We start from the raw sequence: 17618 nt of genomic DNA on the forward strand, positions 1-17618 counted from the left end.
CTCTATATTAAATCAGCTTGCGGAATTCCGCGACGACGTTCTCCGGCGTGAAGCCGTATTCCTTGATGACGCGGTCGCCCGGAGCGGACGCGCCGAAGGTGGAGATGCCGAGCACGGCGCCTTCGTCACCCACGTAGCGTTCCCAGCCGAACGGCGAAGCCATTTCGATGGCCAGGCGAGCTTTGACGGATTTCGGCAGCACGCTTTCTTTGTATTCCTTGGATTGCTTCTCGAACAGATCCCAGCTCGGCATGCTGACGACGCGGACGTGCACGCCTTGTTCCGCCAGCGCTTTCTGGGAAGCGATCGCGAGCTGCACCTCGGAGCCGGTCGCGATCAGGATGCCTTGCGGCGCTCCGCTGGCGGCTTCCGAGATCACGTACGCGCCTTTCGCGATGCCGTCTCGGGCTTTCTCCGCCGTTCCGGCCAAGATCGGCAGGTTCTGGCGGGTCAGCACGAGCGCCACCGGATTGCCGGTGTTCTCGAGCGCGTACGCCCATGCCGCCGACGTTTCGTTGCCGTCCGCCGGTCGGATGACCGTCAGGCCGGGTATTACGCGAATCGAAGCGAGCTGCTCGATCGGCTCGTGCGTCGGGCCGTCTTCGCCGACCGCGATCGAATCGTGCGTCAGCACGTAGATGACCGGCTGATGCATGATGGATGCAAGGCGAACCGCCGGACGCAGGTAGTCGGTGAATACGAAGAACGTGCCTCCGTACACGCGGAGGCCGCCATGCAGCGAAATGCCGTTCATCGCCGCGGCCATGCCGAATTCGCGCACGCCGAAGTAGATGTTGCGGCCTTCATAGCTGCCCGGCTTGTAAACCGGCAAGCCTTTCATATGCGTCATCGTCGAGCTTTCCAGGTCGGCGGAGCCGCCCACGAGGTAGGGGACGTTTTTGGCCAGGCCGTTGATCGCATTGCCAGAAGCAACGCGCGTCGACAGCGGTTTGTCTTCCGTGGAGTACTTCGGCAGGTCCGCATCCCAGCCTTGCGGCAGCTTGCGGGCCAAGGCCTGCTCGAACTGCTGCGCCAGCTCCGGATGGGCGCTCTTGTACTTCGCGAACAAGGCTTCCCATTCCGCGTTCGCTTGCTCGCCGCGCTTCTTCACTTCCGCGAAGTTGGCGCGGACTTCGTCCGGCACGTGGAACTCCGGCCAAGCCCAGTCGTAGACGCCTTTCGTCAGCTTAGCTTCCTCGGTTCCGAGCGGGGAGCCGTGCGGCCCGGCGTGGCCGCCTTTGCCGGCTTTGTTCGGGGAACCGTAGCCGATGACCGTCTTCACTTCGATCAGCGTCGGTTTGGAAGTCTCGGCTTGCGCCTGCGCGATGGCCTTGCCGATCGCTTCCAGATCATTGCCGTCTTCCACGCGAAGCACTTGCCAGTTGTAGCCTTCGAAACGCTTCGCGACGTTCTCGGAGAAGCTCAGGTTCAGCTCGCCGTCGAGCGAGATGTCGTTCGAATCGTACAACACGATGAGCTTGCCCAGCTTTAGATGGCCCGCGAGCGAAGCCGCTTCGGAAGAGATGCCTTCCATCAGGTCGCCGTCGCCGCAGATCGAGTAAGTATAGTGGTTGATCAGGTTAAACCCGTCTTTGTTATAGGTAGACGCAAGCTGCGCTTCCGCCATCGCCATGCCGACCGCCATCGCGATGCCTTGGCCAAGCGGACCCGTCGTGGCGTCTACCCCCGCCGTATGGCCGAACTCGGGATGGCCCGGCGTCAGAGAGCCCCATTGGCGGAAGCTTTGGATTTCTTCCATCGGCAGATCGTAACCGCTCAGGTGAAGCAAAGCGTATTGCAGCATGGAGCCGTGGCCGGCGGAGAGAACGAACCGGTCGCGGTCGATCCAGGTCGGGTTCGCGGGGTTGTGCTTCATCGTTTTCGCGTACAGTTGGTAGCCCATTGGGGCAGCGCCCATCGGCATGCCGGGATGGCCCGATTTCGCTTTCTCGATGGCATCGATCGCGAGCGTCCGGATCGTAGTCACGGACAATTGGTCAATGTTGGTGCTCGTCATGAGTTTTTGAAAACCTCCTCTGTTCTGTTGCCTATTGTACCACGAGTTCCCATCCATTCATAAACGGACGGGAGCCCGGCGCAAGCCGATTTCCAGTTCATCGCCCGCCCGCAGGGGCGCTTCGCCCCGCTCCGCGAGCAGCCGGTTGACCGCGGCGTACACGTCGGCCATCCCGACGAAACGGTCCTCCACGTACATGACCCACTCGCCGTTCTCCACGTCGTACGCCACGCGGCCGTGCACGATCGACTGGCGTTCCATCCCCGTTACACGAAGGCGACCGTCTTGTTCTGATACACGAGCAGACGGTCCTCCACATGCCACTTGATCGCCCTGGCGAGAACGGTCCGCTCGATGTGGCGGCCGATCCGCTTCAGGTCGTTCACGTTCTCCCGATGGCTGACGCGCTGCACGTCTTGCTCGATGATCGGACCGCCGTCCAGCTCTTCCGTCACGTAGTGCGCCGTCGCCCCGATCAGCTTGACGCCGCGGTTATAGGCCTGCTGATAGGGCTTGCCGCCGACGAAAGCCGGCAGGAACGAGTGGTGGATGTTGATGATGCGGTTAGGGAACCGTTCGATGAACTTCGGCGAAATGATCTGCATGTACCGGGCGAGCACGACGAGATCGACTTTGCCCGCCGTCAGCTCCAGCTGCTGTCTTTCCGCTTCCGCCTTCGTGTCCGGGGTGACCGGAATGTGGTGATAGGGGATGCCGAACGATTCGACGAGCCCGCGCATGTCGTTATGGTTGCTCACGACCATGCTGATTTCGGCGTCGAGATCCCCCGCCTGCCATTGCCACAGCAGCTCCAGCAGGCAGTGGTCCTCCTTGGAAACGAACACGGCCATCCGTTTGCGGCGGCTCGCCCGGAAAATGCTCCAGCGCATCGAGAACCGGTCCGATACCCGCGTGAAATCCTCCTGCAGCGACGGGAGCCTCTGCTCCAAGTCCTGCAGGTCGAATTCGATGCGGATGAAGAACATGCCGCCTTCCGGATCCATCGTGTATTGGTCGGACTGGATGATGTTCGCGCCCTGCTCGTACAGAAATTGCGATACCGCGGCCACGATGCCCGGCTTATCGGGGCAGGAAATCAGCATGCGGGCGCGATTCGCGTTTTCCGGGCGCAGCCCCGCTTCCTGCGGTTGGTATTGGTGTTCCTTCATAGCCTTTCTTGATCCTCCTGTCATGCATGCACAGCCGCTCGATTAGAGCTTGGCCAGCCATTTCTCGCCGGCAAACCAGGCCGTCAGGCGCTGATTCACCGCTTCTTCGCTGTAATCGCCGGACAGCACGCGGTTCTCGATGACCAGATCGAACAACCGCTCGATCGGTTCGCGGGAATCCGCTTTTTTCGCCTTGGCATCCGATTTGAGCAATTCCCATGTGGCCAGTACGTAGTCCCGGCGGTGGATGTCTTCTTTGGAAAAGAAGTGATGCAGCCGCTCCACGTCCGTCAGGAACTCGCCGCCGAACCGTTCCTCCGCGTCACCGCGCAACAGCGCGATTTCGACTTCGTACATCGGCCGCTCCTTGCCCTCCGTTTTGCCGATCCATGGGGTCTCCAGCACGAACGGCTTGTCCTTCAGCGCGTCGTGGCGAACGACGTTCGCGATCGCTTCGAAGCCGATCCAGCCCGAGCCGATCGGGGCGTGTCGGTCTTTGGCCGCTCCTTGCGGGTTCTTGCTGTCGTTGACGTGGACGACGGCCAGCCTGTCCAATCCGATGACGTCGTCGAACTTGCGCAGCACGCCGTCGAAGTCGCCGACCACGTCGTACCCGGCGTCGTGGATGTGGCAAGTGTCCATGCAGATGGTGAGCCGGTCGTTCGCGGACACCTTCTCGATGATCGCGGCGAGCTCCTCGAACGTGCGTCCGATTTCCGAGCCTTTGCCGGCCATCGTCTCGAGGGCGATGCTGACGTCGCATTCCTGAGTCCCGTCCAGCACCTCGTTCAGCCCTTCGGCGATTCTCGCGATCCCGTACTCGGCGTCTTTGTCCGTATAGGCGCCGGGGTGGAGCACGATGTTCTTCACGCCGATGGCGTGCGTCCGGCGGATTTCCTCCTGCAGAAAATCCACCGCAAGCCGGTACGTATCATTCTTATAAGACCCGAGATTGATGATATAAGGCGCGTGCACGACGATTTCGCCGATGCCCGCTTCCGCCATGGCCTTCTTGCCTTCCGGGATGTACAGGCTGTCGATCGGTTTGCGCCGGGTGTTCTGGGGGGCCCCGGTATAAATCATGAACGTGCTCGAGCCGTAGGATACCGCTTCTTCGGCCGCGGTCAGCAGCCCTTTGTCGGAAAACGACACATGCGATCCGATCTTCAGCATAATCAGAACTCCTTTCGCCTCTCCGCTCTGCGCCCCGGACGCTTCCGGGACGGCCAAACAATCACCCCCTATTGTATCGCGTACGTCGAAATAAATCTAGAAATCGGCTATAATTTCAAAATGAGGTGATGACGGTTGAAAAACGCACCCGATTGGTTCATGTGGTCGATCGGCTTCTGGACGATCGTGATGGTCCTGTTCATGACGGTCGGCGGTTATTTCATGTTCCGCAAATTTTTGAAGGTGCTTCCGCAGAAGGACGGCAAGTCCAAGCTCGATTGGCAAAATTATTGGGTCGAACGAAGCCGCCCGCTCTGGACGGATCAGTCCAAGGCCTTTCTGGAGAAGCTCGTATCTCCCGTTCCTTCCGCATTCCGCGATATCGCCCGCCACTCGATCGCCGCGAAGATCGGACAAGTTGCCGTCGAGAGCGGGGCCTCCCAGGTGACCGAGCAGCATTGCATCGAGGGGTACATTCTGGCCACGCCCAAACGCGACCATAAGAGTTTGCGGGATTTTCTGGACCAGAACCAGATCGATTACTCCTCATATCGCCACTTGCTGGGATAGGGGAATGGGCGGGAAAGTCAAGCAATGCGGCGGAAAACGAAACCTTTGTCGATTTCAGGCGTTTAACCCCTGTAGGAGGTGTCCAACATGAACCACCGCAAATTGAAGACTTTGGCGATGAGCGCGGCCGTCTTGACGATCGCACTCGCGATGACAGCCTGCAGCAGCGGAGGCGGCAAGGACAACGCGTCCGGCGCTTCCCCAAGCGCTTCGAGTTCCGAGAGCGCGAGCGCAAGTCCCGCTATGGCTTCCGAAAGCCCATCCGAATCGGCATCCGCGGAGCCGCAAATCATGACCGGCAAATTCAACGGATTGACCGACAGCCACACGATCGAAATCGAAACGGGTATCGGAGCGGTCGCCTACCAGGTCGACGCCGAAACCGCGGAGAAAGTGTCCACTTGGGAACCCGGTACGAGCGTGAAGTTTCAATATAAGGAAAACACCATTACGGTGATTGAAAAAGAATAGCCGGAGGAGGGGCGCCGATGCGCCTGCTGCTGTGTGGGGGGACGGGGTTAATCGGGTCGGCCTTGGCGGACGAACTTCTCGCCCGGGGCGATGAGGTATGGATCGTGACCCGGAAGAAGCCGGCCGTTCCGGCAAGTGCCGGCAACCGGCCTTCACTCCGATATGCCACATGGGAGGAATGGGCTGCCGATCCCGCCCGCTGGGACGGCTTCGATGCCGTGGTCAATCTGGCAGGCGAGACGATCAGCCAGCGCTGGACGAAGGCGGCCAAGAAGCGGATCGTCGGCTCCCGGGTGCAAGCCGCCGAACGGGTCGCGGACATCCTCAACCGAATGTCCTCTCCGCCTCCCGTCGTCGTGAACGCGTCCGGCATCTCCCTGTACGGACACTCCGTCGGGTCGGGCAGCCCCGTTTTCGACGAATCATCGCCCGCGCGGCCAGCCGATTTCCTGGGGGATACGATCATGCAGTGGGAAGCGGCAGCGGACCGGATTCCGGCCCAGCGACTCGTCAAGCTGAGGACAGGCATGGTGCTTGCCCGCGAAGGCGGGGCGTTCCCCCTGCTGTGGCTGCCTTATCGGCTGTTCGCCGGCGGAAGAATGGGGAACGGCCGGCAAGGCATGCCGTGGATCCATCTGAAGGATATGGTCGGCCTCATCCTGCTCAGCCTGGACAACCCGGACGTGTATGGCCCGCTCAACGCCGTCGCGCCGAATCCGGTCACGAACGACGAATTCGGCCGAACGCTTGGCAAGGTCCTGCGTCGGCCCCACTGGTTTCCGGTCCCGGGCGCGTTACTCCGCACGGTGCTCGGGGAAATGAGCACGCTCGTCCTCACCGGCCAGCAGGCAATGCCCCGCAAAGCGCTGGAGCACGGCTACCGCTTCGTTTATCCGGAATTGGAAAACGCCCTTCGGGATATTACCCGATAGGGCGTTTTTTTCTAGTGTCCGTGCGGCATTATTTCTGCGATTTCGCACTTGGTACACTCCGATAGTGTCCGTGCGGCATTAATTCTGCGATTTCGTCTTCGGTACACCCGAATAGTGTCTGTGCGACATTATTTCTGCGAATTCGCACTCGGTACACCCGAATCGTGTCTGAGCGGCATTATTTCTGCAAATTCGCACTCGGTACACCCGAGTAGTGTCTATGCGGCATTATTTCTGCGATCTCGCACTCTGTACACCCGAATCGTGTCTGAGCGGCATTATTTCTGCGAATTCGCACTCGGTACACCCAAATAGTGTCTGTGCGGCATTAATTCTGCGTATTCCTACTCGGTACTCTCCGATAGTGTCTTTGCGGCATTATTTTTGCGAATTCGCACTCGGTTCACCCGAATCGTGTCTGAGCGGCATTATTTCTGCGAATTCGCACTCGGTACACCCGAGTAGTGTCTATGCGGCATTATTTTTGCCAATTCGCACTCGGTACACCCGAATAGTGTCCGTGCGGCATTATTTCTGCGAATTCGCACTCGGTACACCCAAATAGTGTCCGTGCGGCATTATTTCTGCGAATTCGCACTCGGTACACCCGAATCGTGTCTGTGCGGCATTATTTCTGCGAATTCGCACTCGGTACACTCCGATAGTGTCTTTGCGGCATTATTTCTGCGAATTCGCACTCGGTACACTCCGATAGTGTCTTTGCGGCATTATTTCTGCGAATTCGCACTCGGTACACTCCGATAGTGTCTTTGCGACATTATTTCTGCAAATTCGCACTCGGTACACCCGAATCGTGTCTGTGCGGCATTATTTCTGCGAATTCGCACTCGGTACACTCCGATAGTGTCTTTGCGACATTATTTCTGCGAATTCGCACTCGGTACACTCCGATAGTGTCTTTGCGGCATTATTTTTGCGAATTCGCACTCGGTACACCCGAATAGTATCTGTGCGGTATTATTTCTGCGAATTCGCACTCGGTACACTCCGATAGTGTCTTTGCGGCATTATTTTTGCGAATTCGCACTCGGTACACCCGAATAGTGTCTGTGCGGCATTAATTCTGCGTATTCCCACTCGGTACTCTCCGATAGTGTCTGTGCGGCATTATTTCTGCGAATTCGCACTCGGTACACTCCGATAGTGTCTTTGCGGCATTATTTCTGCGAATTCGCACTCGGTACACTCCGATAGTGTCTTTGCGGCATTATTTTTGCGAATTCGCACTCGGTACACCCGAATAGTATCTTTGCGGTATTATTTCTGCGAATTCGCACTCGGTATAACCCGAATAGTGTCTGTGCGGCATTATTTCTGCGAATTCGCACTCGGTACACCCATATAGTGTCTATGCGGCATTATTTCTGCGAATTCGCACTCGGTACACCCATATAGTGTCTATGCGGCATTTTTCTGCGATTTCGCACTTTAGTGCACTCCAATGGTGTCCATGCGACGCTGTTTCCGAGGATTCGCGCGTGGTATCCGCCAATTTGTGTCTGTGTAACACGATCTTGGCGCACTCCGCCCCAGATCTCAGCCCTTACGTTCCAGTATCCGCGGATTGCCGTACTTGAACCGGTAACGCGACCCGGCCGCAAGTTCGAGAACGTCTTCCGGAACCAGAGGGTAGCTCTCGTACGGAACCATGGGGACGCCATTTAACGTTGTGCCGTTGCGGGAGCCGAGATCTTTCGCCGTCCATGCCTCGCCGGACCGAAGAAGCTCGACATGTGCGCGGGATATGCCAGGCGTCTCGTCGACATGGCGGGCGGCCTCCTTCGATCGACCGATGACGAAAGAAGGCGCGTCTAGAACGAAAGCACCCGAATCGGACTTCGACTCCCACTCCAAGTAGTGGGCGAAAACTTCCGGCTTCATCTCCCGGTCTAGCTGCACTGTGCGATCGGTTTCCCGTGACAACCCGCCCGTCTGTTCGAAAATCTCCTCGAGGGACAGAGCCGAAGGAGTAAAATGCGTACTAGACGGAAGCGGTACCGAAGGCGAAGAATGCAAACTCGACGAATGCGGAACCGAAGGCGAAGAATGCAAACTCGACGAATGCGGAACCGAAGGCGAAGAATGCAAACTCGACGAATGCGGAACCAAAGGCGAAGATTGCAGACTCGACGATTGCGGAACCGAAGGCGAAGATTGCAGACTCGACGATTGCGGAACCGAAGGCGAAGAATTCAGACTCGACTTTTGCGGAACCGAACGCGAAGAATGCAAACTCGACGAATGCGGAACGAAATGCGACGATTGCGAAAGCGAATGCGGAGACTTAGAATGCGAACCCGCGTCATACGGGGAGCTCGAATGCGTACTTGCCGCCTGCTTGCGACCGTCCGCCTTCTGATCACGGTACTCCCAGGGGACCCTTGAAAAGACGCTTCTTTCATCCGCGGCAACTTCTGCCGACGAATGCACGCGAGAACGATCGTGTTCCCGAAAAGCTGGATCATCGTTTCGAGCACCCGTCTCCCCTCCGCTCTCCTTACGCCTCGAACGAGCGTTTCGATTGGCCGGGCGGCGCCTCTGCCGGAAACGAATCCATATACATCCCGCTGCGGCTGCCAAGGTTACGGCAACGGAGAAAAATAAACTCCCTTTTCCGGGACGAACGGCGTATCCCCACCGCCACGCGACCGCGGTCACGGCGATCGCGGCGCAGATGAGCCACACCTGCCGTCTTCCGGCGGAATCCGTCGCCCCTTGCGTTGCTGCCGGTACCGCTTCCGCTTCGAGCGGCTCCGAATCTTCCCCCATCATCCCGGATAACGAATGCGCCGATGCAGAAGGCGGTTCGAACCACCGCCAGCCGGAGTCCGCGCTGCCGTGTCGCTCCGAAGTGCGGCTCCCGACAGCGCCTATCGGATTCACAAGCGATTCAACTGTTGGAGAGGCTTCCGCCGTCGCACGAATCATCGGCCCTTCCGTCCCGGATAAACCAGAACCGCCCGCCTTCCCTGCCAAATACCGCCTCGCGAATCCGCGAAGCGCCGCCGGTTTGAAATCCGGCGAAGCCGCCAAACGCAGCAGCTGTTGAACGACCTTCCCTTCCAGCTCCGTTACGTTCATCATCCAACGAACGATGAGCATCTCCACGCCCTTCAGCGTACGGTCCCGATCGGCGGGAACCGGAAGATAAACGAACCGCAAGTCGCTCCAATCTTCCCCGACGAAAATCCGGTCATCCTCCAGTAAGATTCTCTCGGCATCCAAAGCGTAAAGACGGCAATCATCCAGTACTTCCGCCAACCGGCACAGGGCTCCCATGAATTCCATCATCGACCATTTTGACGTTCGGATCGCTTGGGAAAGCATCCGGGTGCCCGTCAGGGAATACCGAAGCGAGAGCCGTCCGTCGATTTCATCCGTCTCCAGCTTCAGCAATCCCGGGACGTTGCACGCCAGAAGCATGCGGAGCTGGAACTCGTCGCATTCTCCCCGCGATAGGGGCGGATCGCCTTCCACGATCAAATAATGTCCCCTCTTCTGTTCGAAACGGACTCGCAATCTCTCCATGCCGATGTCCCCCCTCTACACTTACATCCCAAAACCGTCCAGTCCGAATAACAAGCAAAGGTATCCCGGCGCCACCGCCAACATGAACGGAAACGAGGCGCCTTTGCCGGGCTCGGCCGGATGACGGCCCCATGGCCAAGGAAGCCTTTTTCCCCAACGGCGGAGTAACGGAAGTCGCAGCGACAGCAGAAGGACCGATAGGCATCCGGCTAGCAGAATGGAGTACGCCAGCAATTGGAGCGCGGCGACTGCACCGGCCCAAATTCCGAGCGCGCCGAACCATTTGACGTCGCCCGCCCCAATGCCTCCGAAACGGTACAAAAGCAGGAGAGGAAGCGCTCCGGCGGCTCCGCCGGACAGCGCTTCGATTATGCCCGTCCATCCGTCCCAAGCCGAATGGAAGATGAATCCGCCAACCGCAAAGCTTGCCGTAAGCACATTCGGAATCCGCATACGCCGAAGGTCCGTCCAGCAGCCGGCCGCCGTCAAAACGAACGCGATAGCGGCGATCCAGGTTTCCATTACCGCTCCCCCTTATTCACTTCCTGCGTTCAACTTGGAAGGACATCGAGAAACTCGAGCCTCCCTCGCCGCGGACCGACCAGTTCCACTGTCCGGACGTGGTGTTCCCGGATACGTGCCAAGTCCAGGTGATCAAGCCGGAATCGTCCGCGACGGCATTTCCCAAATGTTTGGCTTGACTGTTCCCGCTCTTGTACAATACAGTCAGATCCAACACCGCGCCGGGCCGGGTGCGCAGAACCAATGTCGCTTTCCTTCCCGGCCGGACGGGGTTCGGCTCCAAGGAAACGAACGATACGTCCAGCGTGTTCCCGTCCGGATTCAGCTGCACGGCCCGAGATGGGGAACCGCCGGACCAAACTCTCTCGCGGGCGGACGCCCGAATCGCCAGCGGCTGTCCGCTGAAGGGTACTCGAAACGGAAGCCGGTATTCCGCTTCCATCGTGAGATAAGCTTCCGCAGCGTCGCCCTGGCGGGGGAGATCGACGGAAGTCACCCGGAAGCGCGCGGCGTCCAGCACCTTCGAATCCGCCAATTGCAACGCCAGTTGTCCCATGGCCGCCTTCGCCGCTTCCTCCTCCGGCGACCAGTCGCCTTCCGAAATGGCTTCCGCCCAATCGCGAAGAGGGGAAGGCAGCATCGGACCGATTTCGCCGACCGTTTCCCTGACCCCATTCAACTTGTCCCTCCAGGACGGTTCACGTTCATCCTGAGCCGGTTGCTCCGTTTCTTTCAGAAGCGAGACCGGATACCAGACGGAAGCCGTCAGCCGGACCGTTTGAGCGACAGCCCCATGCAGCGCCATCGCCGTTATCGAAGTTTTTACGAGAAAAATGAGGAAGAATACGAGCAGGAGAAAGACCGGCATCACAAGCGCCGTTTCCAGCGTGACGCCGCCCCGTTCTCCCGCAAGGCGATCATTGGTAAGAGCTGTCCGCCGTATAAGCCGCTTCATAACGGTTTCCTTTCACCGTGCCTCCCAATCGGCCCGTTCTTCCGATCGCCTTCATCAGACCCGGAAAAAACCAAAGCCTGAGCGATGCGGTTCCTTCCGCGCTCACATAGGTGTACGCCTGCGAGAAATCGAGGCCCGTGCGGTACTCCATGACCGCAATCGAGCGGGATAAGCCGTTCGGCGAATCTCCGTGCAACAGATAGAACAGCCTCAAATAATCCGCATAGTTCGTCTCGACGTTCAGATATTTGGATAACGGGACCGAGTCCCGCTCCAGAAGCGAGTGTATATCTTGTACCGCGGCACGCAAGCCATAGAGGAGAGCGGCCGCGAGTATCAACAGGGGATGCCCCATGCCGCGGCATTCAACCAGTCCTTCCATCGTCCGGACGGCGAGCCGGAAAGCGAAAATTTCCCCATATGCCGCCGCGATATTGCCCGAAGGATTGGCGAAACCGTAGAGTACGTATTCCGCCTCCTGGCTCGTCAGCGCCAGCTCCGCTTCTCCTCCACCCAATAACTGCTTCACTTGGGCAGGGGAGTACCGGGACAACCGGCCGTGAACGTATTCCGAGAAATAAAGCGAATCCCGGAGTCCGGTAACAGCTCCCTCCAAGGCATCCAACATCCCGTTAGAGCCTTCCATGGCCCGGTCTCTCTCTTCGGCAGCACTCTCCGTTCCACTCGCTAAACCCTTTTCCTCTCCGCTCCCGAAGCTCTCCGCTCCACTCGCTAAACCTCTTCCCTCTCTGCCCCCGAAGCTCTCCGCTCCACTCTCCACTCCACCCCCGAAACCGCTCTCCGTTCTTGTTCCGCTCTCCGTTCCTGTTCCGGTTTCGCTTTCCGTGCCACTCTCATTTCCGCTCTCGGTTCCCAGATTCCGGTTGAATTCCGCATTCTCGCGGGACAACCGGTCCGCCTTGCGGAACGCTTCCCGTTCCTCCGGCGTACCTTGCGCGTTTCCGATCCCTCCGAGAAGCCGGTTCCATCCGGACCATTCCGCATCGGCCTCCTTCTCCAGCGACTTGCGTTCGCCATCCTGCGCCCGGTGTTCGCGGAAAGATGCCCGCCGAGCCCCAATGACGCTGCCGTTCGGGCCATACGCTTCCGCGAAACCGTTCAACGCGGCCTGCAGCCGGCCGGCAGCCTGTCGAAGCGCGCCTTCCATCCCCGTGGAAGACGGAGCGCCGGAAACCGCAGACGAAGCGTTCACGGCTTCGGCTCCCAAACTCGCGCCCCGGTCTCTTTGCAAGGCAAGCTCGGTCTCGCAAGTCGCGAAGAACGCTTCCGGAAGAACGAGCTGCCGCGCCGTTAGGCGGATATCCGCGATCGTCCGCACTTTGCCCGCATCCACCTTTTCGACATCCCCTCCGCCTGCCGCCATTCCCGGCGCCCCTTGACCCACTGCCCCCGATGCCCCCTGATCCGACAGTTCCCCCGAGCCTTCCGCCGACGCCGCCTCCGCCGCGAGTCTCCGCATCTCCTCATTCTCGGCCCGTGCCCTTCGCAACGCCTCCGCCGCCTTGCCGTAGGCCTGTTCGGCATCGGCGCGAACCCGGCCTCCCGCTTCCGACAAGGCTGAGGCCAAAGATCTTGCGCTCGATTCGTATGCGGCGATGACGGCCGTATACTTCCTTACGCGGACTTTGGCAGGCGGGCCGGGAGGCATCTCGTCCTCCAGCCGCTTGGCGACGTAATCCGCATACCGCATGGCGGCGTCCGCCGCATGTCGGACCTCGCCTGCGGGCAGACTGCCCCCCAGAGAAACGGGAGGGTAAGGCGCGAGTTCCCGGAGCAACGTAAGCTCCCGTTCCCCCGCCTTCCCCTGAATTTCCAACGCTTGATCAAGCGCAGCCTCCCGCCGGTCATACGCCTTGCGCATCTTTTCCAGCAGATCGACCGTATCGGCTGCTTCCTTCAAGGCCGGGGAGACACCCCTAAAACGGCCCGCGAGCTCCAGCGCCAAATCGATGGGCGCCTTATACTTCATCTCTTCCAGCACTTGCCGGCGGAACACCTCGTGGTCGCCGAGCGGACGGCTCTCGGTGACGTCGGTCTCGGTCCAATCCGCATCGAGGTAAGGGAAAGCACCGCCGTTTTCCCGACCTCCCCAGTGTCCTTCCGCCGCGGTCCGAAACAGCTCCCGTCCGTCTTCCCCTCCCCGGACGAACAAGCCATAACGGTCGTAGACAACCGGATCGAAAGAAGAGAGCACCGACCGGGCGCCCGACTGGACGGCCAGCTCGGCTTGCTTGCGGAATGCCGCGATCCGGGAGAAGTCGATGAGCAGCGCCGTGAGCAAGACGAACGCGGCCGTAACCGTGATGAAATAAACAGATACGCTTCCGGTGTACGAATGCACGAACGAATGGACGGCTTCACCTGATTCCCTCATCGCTTGTCTCCCAACGCATCCGCCGCCTTGTCGCGCGAGGGATTCCCTCATCGCTTGCTTCCCAGCACATTGGCCGCCTTGTGCCGCGAGGGATTCCCTCATCACTTGTCTCCCAGCACGTCCGCCGCCTTGTCCCGCTCCGCCGCCGCGCCTTCGCCTTTGGTTTTCCATTTGGCCTGGTAATAACGGACCGTCTCGAACGTTCGCACCCACTCGGCCGGCTCCGTCACGACCGCCGATACCGAGACTGACGTTCTCCCGCGGGTCGTACCCCGAAAACGAAGCAACGGAGCCGGGATGCGCCCGCCTTCGGCCTCCACGGAAACTTCGCGGAGCAACAGCCGATTGCGGTAATCCATCCTTCCGGCGAGAGCGGCGGGCAGAGAATCGGCGGCTTGACGCAGTTTCTTCTCCGCGAGCGAACCTCCGTCCCCACCCCCCTGTGCATGGCCGCCGATCCGTACTCCGGATTCGCCTCCGGCGGTTTCCCACCCGAACAACCCGGCAAGCAGAGCATCGTCTTTCAAACGCCAATACAAGCCGTCGTAACCGCCTGCCGGGTACGCTCCCGTGCGGACATCGGCGGAAGAGTGAGACCAGGCGAAGGCCGCCCTTTCGCTTCCCGCGGAAGCGGAATAGTAGAGCGCGGCTTGCTCCATCATCACGAGCGAGAACAGGATCAGCAGGAAGGTCAGCAGCAGGACCCACGGAAAAACCATGGAAGCCTCCAGCGTTATCGACCCATTCTCGCCTCTCCATAAACGGGGAATCTTGCTCCAGAAACCGGCCATTCGTCCGCTCCTCCCGCGCTCCTATTCGAATATCGTACCGGCCTTCTCCTCGGCGGTTCCCATCAAATCCCGCAAAAATTGCATGATCCAATCCTTAAACAGTATGGCGACCAAAATCAGCACGGCCGCGATCAGCACGATCTCGAGCGTACCGATCCCGTCCTCCTCCTTCCAGAAACGCGCCGTGCCTCCGAAAGCGAACTTCTTCATACGTTTCAGCCATTTCATCCTCGAACACCCTCCCTGAATGAACTACATCATGAATATTGCAGGCGCGCCTACCAGAACGATGATCAGCAGAAAAATAACCGCCAAAGGAAACGCCAGCCGGGAAGAAGCCTGCTCGCCGAGCGTTCGGGCCGCCGCCTTGCGTTTCTCCCACATTTGGCGCGTGAGATCGCGAAGCGCGGGCACGAACTCTTCTCCTCCCCGTCTCGCGTTCATGAGCAGCACGGCGGCGAACAGCTTCGCCTCCGGAATGGCGCAGCGCCTTCCGAATTCCTCCATGGCCAGGCTCATGCTCTCTCCCCGTTCCATGGCCGACAAAGCGGCAAACAGCTCGTCGTACAGGGGATGCTTGGCCGCCGGCCGCCCGTCCAGGCATCGAACCAATGCCCGGCGGACATGCTCCCCGGCGCTCACGAGCACGAGCAGCCGGCTCAAGAAAACGGGCAACTCCATGATCAAGTTCTGCCTGCGGCTCTCCACTTTCCGGTTCAAATCGCGCGCCCGGAGTGCGGGCAGGCAAATCCCGATCAGCGTTCCCACCCATCCGACTCCCGGGTTGCCGGCAACCGCGGCTATCGCCCAAGCCGCCAGCAAAGCGGCGTAGGCCAAAGCCGCAGCCTCCGCGGTCCACCTCAGCAATCTCTCCGGCGTGCATCCGCCTTCCAGCACGGCCAACCAGATCCGGGGACGCTGCAGCAACGGCTGCAGTCGTTCGAACATCCCGCTCCGCCGCAGCACCTCGAGAAACGGACGCTTTCCATCAAGAATCTCTCCTCTGTGGTTAGCCGGACGCTTCCTCAAGCTCCAAATCAAAAGTCCGACATACAGCGACGCCAAGGCCCCAAACACGATGCCGCTCGTCATCCGTTAGACCTCGATGTTCATGATCCGAACCATCCACCAGCAGCATAGCCCCAGAAGCAGCAAGCAAGCGGCCGTCAGCAGCCATCCGATCCCTTGGCGCAGCGGCGCCATATACTCCGGAGCGAAGAAGCCGAGCAATCCGATGAACGCAAAGGGCATGACCATCATGATCCGGGATTCGAACCGTTTTTGCGCCACCAAGACCGTTACTTCCAGCTCCACCTCCATCTTCTCCGCGATGAGCTGCGACGTCCGGCGGACGATCTCGACCAGGTCTCCTCCGGCGCGCTTGCAGACGGCGAACGCTTCGGCGAAGCTGCGGACCTCCTCCAAGCCGGACCGTCGGGCGAAATCCTGCAGCAGGGGCTCGAGAGGCTCGCCGTTGCGAAGGCGGTTCGACAACGCGCGCAGCTCCCGGATCAAATCCGAACGGGTATCGGCCACGAGCAGCGCGAGGTCGCTCTCCAGCGACAGAAAAGCGTTCTCGACGGACCTTCCGGCCGACAGCAGCGAAGACAAGGCTTGCAGCATTTCCTTGAATTGGAGGCGCAGCTTGGATCTGCGTCTGATCAGCAGCCGGTTCCGCAGCATTCTCGGGTACAGCAACCCCGCGGGCGAGGCGGCAGCCGATAGGACGGGATGCCGGAAGATCAGCCACGCGGCGGCGAAACAGGCGACGCAGCCGGCGACGATCGCGAAGATCCGCTGGCTTCGGCTAAGTTCAAGCCTATCGTAATCCGTCATGCCGGGTCCTCCTCCGGGAATCCCGCGAAGCGGAGCTTTCGAACGTCCGCCAGCCGGCCGACGCGCGCAAGCCTCCCGATCACGCGTCCATTCCGTTCCCCTTCTTCTGCGAACCGGAATAACGGCCTGAGTTCCACTTCGCCTCTGCGCATCCCCGCCACCTCGCAAATGTCCGTCACCCTCCGACTGCCGTCGCGAAACCGGCTCACGTGAACGATCACGTCGATCGCGGACGCGATCTGCTTCCTGACCACCTGCACGGGCAGGTCGGCGCCGCTGAGCACCATCGTTTCCAGCCGCGAAATCATATCCTTCGGACTGTTGGCATGTCCCGTGGACAAGCTGCCGTCGTGCCCGGTATTCATCGCCTGAAGCATATCCAGCGCCTCCGTTCCGCGGACTTCGCCGACGATGATCCGGTTGGGCCTCATCCGCAGGGATGCCCGGATCAACTCCGCCGTGGATATCCGTCCTTTCCCTTCGCTGTTGGCGTTGCGGGTCTCCAGGGAAACGAGGTTGGACGCCCCGCGAAGCCGAAGCTCCGCCGCGTCTTCGATGGTGATGATCCGTTCCCCCGCGGGGATCCACTCCGACAAAGCGTTCAGGAACGTCGTTTTCCCCGATCCCGTCCCTCCGCTGACGAAGAGATTGTACTTGGCGGCCACCAGCGTCCGCAGCGAATTCGCCGCTTCTTCGCTCAGGGCGCCCGCGGCCAGCAGATCCTTCATGCCGAGCGGGCGTTCCGGGAACCGCCGGATCGTGACGCTCGGCCCCTTCAGCGCCACGGGCGGGAGCACGACATGGACGCGCGATCCGTCCGGCAGCCGGGCGTCCACGATGGGAGAAGCTTCGTTCACCATCCGGTTCACGCGGCCCACGATGCTCTGGATCAGATCTTCCAACCGCTCGGGGGTCTCGAAAGCGATGCCGGACAACATAAGTTCTCCTTGACGTTCGATATAAATCTCGTCGTACCGGTTGATCATGATTTCCGTAATCGCCGGATCCTCCAGCAGCGGCTGTAGCGCGTCGAGCCCCCGGAACGAGTGGAACAGCCGCTCGACAACCGCTTTGCGCTGGGCTGCGGTCAGCCGTCTGGCCCGCTCCTTCCGGAACAGCTCCGTTTCGATCAGCCTCCGGAGCTCTTCGTCGGAAACCGCGGCGTCCCAGGCCAGCCTGGAGCGGATGCCTTCCCGCATTTCGGACAATTCTCCCGGCGTCAAGGTCTCCGCCATCGC

General features: G+C 60.1%; 16 protein-coding genes. 3 read left to right on the top strand and 13 right to left on the bottom strand.

Features of this window, described 5'->3' with window-relative positions:
- Positions 1-7 precede the first annotated feature (7 nt).
- The 4 genes from tkt to GE107_RS13555 are packed head-to-tail and all read right to left on the bottom strand — an operon-like array spanning position 8 to position 4359.
- The gene (gene tkt, locus GE107_RS13540) at positions 8-2017 is read right to left on the bottom strand and encodes a transketolase (RefSeq protein WP_219640501.1); all 2010 of its coding nucleotides are present in this window, start codon (positions 2015-2017) and stop codon (positions 8-10) included.
- A gap of 57 nt (positions 2018-2074) precedes the next feature.
- Positions 2075-2278, bottom strand: coding sequence for a hypothetical protein (locus GE107_RS13545; RefSeq protein ID WP_219640502.1), 204 nt, complete (start codon positions 2276-2278; stop codon positions 2075-2077).
- 5 nt (positions 2279-2283) lie between these two features.
- The gene (gene purU / locus GE107_RS13550; protein WP_219640503.1) at positions 2284-3186 is read right to left on the bottom strand and encodes a formyltetrahydrofolate deformylase; all 903 of its coding nucleotides are present in this window, start codon (positions 3184-3186) and stop codon (positions 2284-2286) included.
- A gap of 42 nt (positions 3187-3228) precedes the next feature.
- Positions 3229-4359: a deoxyribonuclease IV gene (locus GE107_RS13555; protein ID WP_219640603.1), complete on the bottom strand. Its 1131-nt coding sequence runs from the start codon at positions 4357-4359 to the stop codon at positions 3229-3231.
- 135 nt (positions 4360-4494) lie between these two features.
- Here GE107_RS13555 and GE107_RS13560 point away from each other — a divergent pair, with 135 nt between their 5' ends.
- The 3 genes from GE107_RS13560 to GE107_RS13570 all read left to right on the top strand — a co-directional run bounded on the left by GE107_RS13560 (position 4495) and on the right by GE107_RS13570 (position 6332).
- Positions 4495-4929, top strand: a complete 435-nt coding sequence (locus GE107_RS13560) for a DUF2621 domain-containing protein (protein ID WP_304517093.1) — start codon at positions 4495-4497, stop codon at positions 4927-4929.
- Positions 4930-5016: 87 nt separating this feature from the next.
- Complete coding sequence (locus tag GE107_RS13565) at positions 5017-5400, top strand: hypothetical protein (protein ID WP_219640504.1); 384 nt, start codon at positions 5017-5019, stop codon at positions 5398-5400.
- A gap of 17 nt (positions 5401-5417) precedes the next feature.
- On the top strand, positions 5418-6332 hold the full coding sequence (locus tag GE107_RS13570) for a TIGR01777 family oxidoreductase (RefSeq protein ID WP_219640505.1): 915 nt from the start codon (positions 5418-5420) through the stop codon (positions 6330-6332).
- A 1557-nt stretch (positions 6333-7889) separates the two neighbouring features.
- Here the strand turns inward: GE107_RS13570 and GE107_RS13575 are convergent.
- From GE107_RS13575 to GE107_RS13615, 9 genes are all read right to left on the bottom strand, one after another.
- The gene (locus tag GE107_RS13575) at positions 7890-9881 is read right to left on the bottom strand and encodes a DUF6382 and FHA domain-containing protein (protein WP_219640506.1); all 1992 of its coding nucleotides are present in this window, start codon (positions 9879-9881) and stop codon (positions 7890-7892) included.
- 21 nt (positions 9882-9902) lie between these two features.
- Positions 9903-10403: an A24 family peptidase gene (locus GE107_RS13580; RefSeq protein ID WP_219640507.1), complete on the bottom strand. Its 501-nt coding sequence runs from the start codon at positions 10401-10403 to the stop codon at positions 9903-9905.
- Between the two features lie 16 nt (positions 10404-10419).
- A complete protein-coding gene (locus GE107_RS13585; protein WP_219640508.1) occupies positions 10420-11358 on the bottom strand; it encodes a TadE/TadG family type IV pilus assembly protein in 939 nt (312 codons plus the stop codon).
- Positions 11321-13753, bottom strand: coding sequence for a TadE family protein (locus tag GE107_RS13590; RefSeq protein WP_219640509.1), 2433 nt, complete (start codon positions 13751-13753; stop codon positions 11321-11323). The genes GE107_RS13585 and GE107_RS13590 overlap by 38 nt, the downstream gene beginning before the upstream one ends.
- A gap of 101 nt (positions 13754-13854) precedes the next feature.
- Positions 13855-14544, bottom strand: coding sequence for a pilus assembly protein (locus GE107_RS13595; protein WP_219640510.1), 690 nt, complete (start codon positions 14542-14544; stop codon positions 13855-13857).
- A 21-nt stretch (positions 14545-14565) separates the two neighbouring features.
- The gene (locus GE107_RS13600) at positions 14566-14772 is read right to left on the bottom strand and encodes a Flp1 family type IVb pilin (protein WP_255570456.1); all 207 of its coding nucleotides are present in this window, start codon (positions 14770-14772) and stop codon (positions 14566-14568) included.
- A gap of 24 nt (positions 14773-14796) precedes the next feature.
- Positions 14797-15636, bottom strand: coding sequence for a type II secretion system F family protein (locus GE107_RS13605; protein WP_219640511.1), 840 nt, complete (start codon positions 15634-15636; stop codon positions 14797-14799).
- 3 nt (positions 15637-15639) lie between these two features.
- Complete coding sequence (locus tag GE107_RS13610; protein WP_219640512.1) at positions 15640-16380, bottom strand: type II secretion system F family protein; 741 nt, start codon at positions 16378-16380, stop codon at positions 15640-15642.
- On the bottom strand, positions 16377-17615 hold the full coding sequence (locus GE107_RS13615) for a TadA family conjugal transfer-associated ATPase (protein ID WP_219640513.1): 1239 nt from the start codon (positions 17613-17615) through the stop codon (positions 16377-16379). The genes GE107_RS13610 and GE107_RS13615 overlap by 4 nt, the downstream gene beginning before the upstream one ends.
- Positions 17616-17618: the final 3 nt, after the last annotated feature.

Origin of the sequence: Cohnella sp. CFH 77786 (assembly GCF_019400745.1) — a bacterium.
Lineage (GTDB): Bacteria > Bacillota > Bacilli > Paenibacillales > Paenibacillaceae > Cohnella.

Excerpts from the sequence above, each read along its gene's own strand:
- tkt (WP_219640501.1), bottom strand. The coding sequence starts at position 2,017 with ATGACGAGCACCAACATTGACCAATTGTCCGTGACTACGATCCGGACG.
- GE107_RS13545 (WP_219640502.1), bottom strand. The coding sequence starts at position 2,278 with ATGGAACGCCAGTCGATCGTGCACGGCCGCGTGGCGTACGACGTGGAG.
- purU (WP_219640503.1), bottom strand. The coding sequence starts at position 3,186 with ATGAAGGAACACCAATACCAACCGCAGGAAGCGGGGCTGCGCCCGGAA.
- GE107_RS13555 (WP_219640603.1), bottom strand. The coding sequence starts at position 4,359 with ATGCTGAAGATCGGATCGCATGTGTCGTTTTCCGACAAAGGGCTGCTG.
- GE107_RS13565 (WP_219640504.1), top strand. The coding sequence starts at position 5,017 with ATGAACCACCGCAAATTGAAGACTTTGGCGATGAGCGCGGCCGTCTTG.
- GE107_RS13570 (WP_219640505.1), top strand. The coding sequence starts at position 5,418 with ATGCGCCTGCTGCTGTGTGGGGGGACGGGGTTAATCGGGTCGGCCTTG.
- GE107_RS13575 (WP_219640506.1), bottom strand. The coding sequence starts at position 9,881 with ATGGAGAGATTGCGAGTCCGTTTCGAACAGAAGAGGGGACATTATTTG.
- GE107_RS13580 (WP_219640507.1), bottom strand. The coding sequence starts at position 10,403 with ATGGAAACCTGGATCGCCGCTATCGCGTTCGTTTTGACGGCGGCCGGC.
- GE107_RS13585 (WP_219640508.1), bottom strand. The coding sequence starts at position 11,358 with ATGAAGCGGCTTATACGGCGGACAGCTCTTACCAATGATCGCCTTGCG.
- GE107_RS13590 (WP_219640509.1), bottom strand. The coding sequence starts at position 13,753 with ATGAGGGAATCAGGTGAAGCCGTCCATTCGTTCGTGCATTCGTACACC.
- GE107_RS13595 (WP_219640510.1), bottom strand. The coding sequence starts at position 14,544 with ATGGCCGGTTTCTGGAGCAAGATTCCCCGTTTATGGAGAGGCGAGAAT.
- GE107_RS13600 (WP_255570456.1), bottom strand. The coding sequence starts at position 14,772 with ATGAAATGGCTGAAACGTATGAAGAAGTTCGCTTTCGGAGGCACGGCG.
- GE107_RS13605 (WP_219640511.1), bottom strand. The coding sequence starts at position 15,636 with ATGACGAGCGGCATCGTGTTTGGGGCCTTGGCGTCGCTGTATGTCGGA.
- GE107_RS13610 (WP_219640512.1), bottom strand. The coding sequence starts at position 16,380 with ATGACGGATTACGATAGGCTTGAACTTAGCCGAAGCCAGCGGATCTTC.
- GE107_RS13615 (WP_219640513.1), bottom strand. The coding sequence starts at position 17,615 with ATGGCGGAGACCTTGACGCCGGGAGAATTGTCCGAAATGCGGGAAGGC.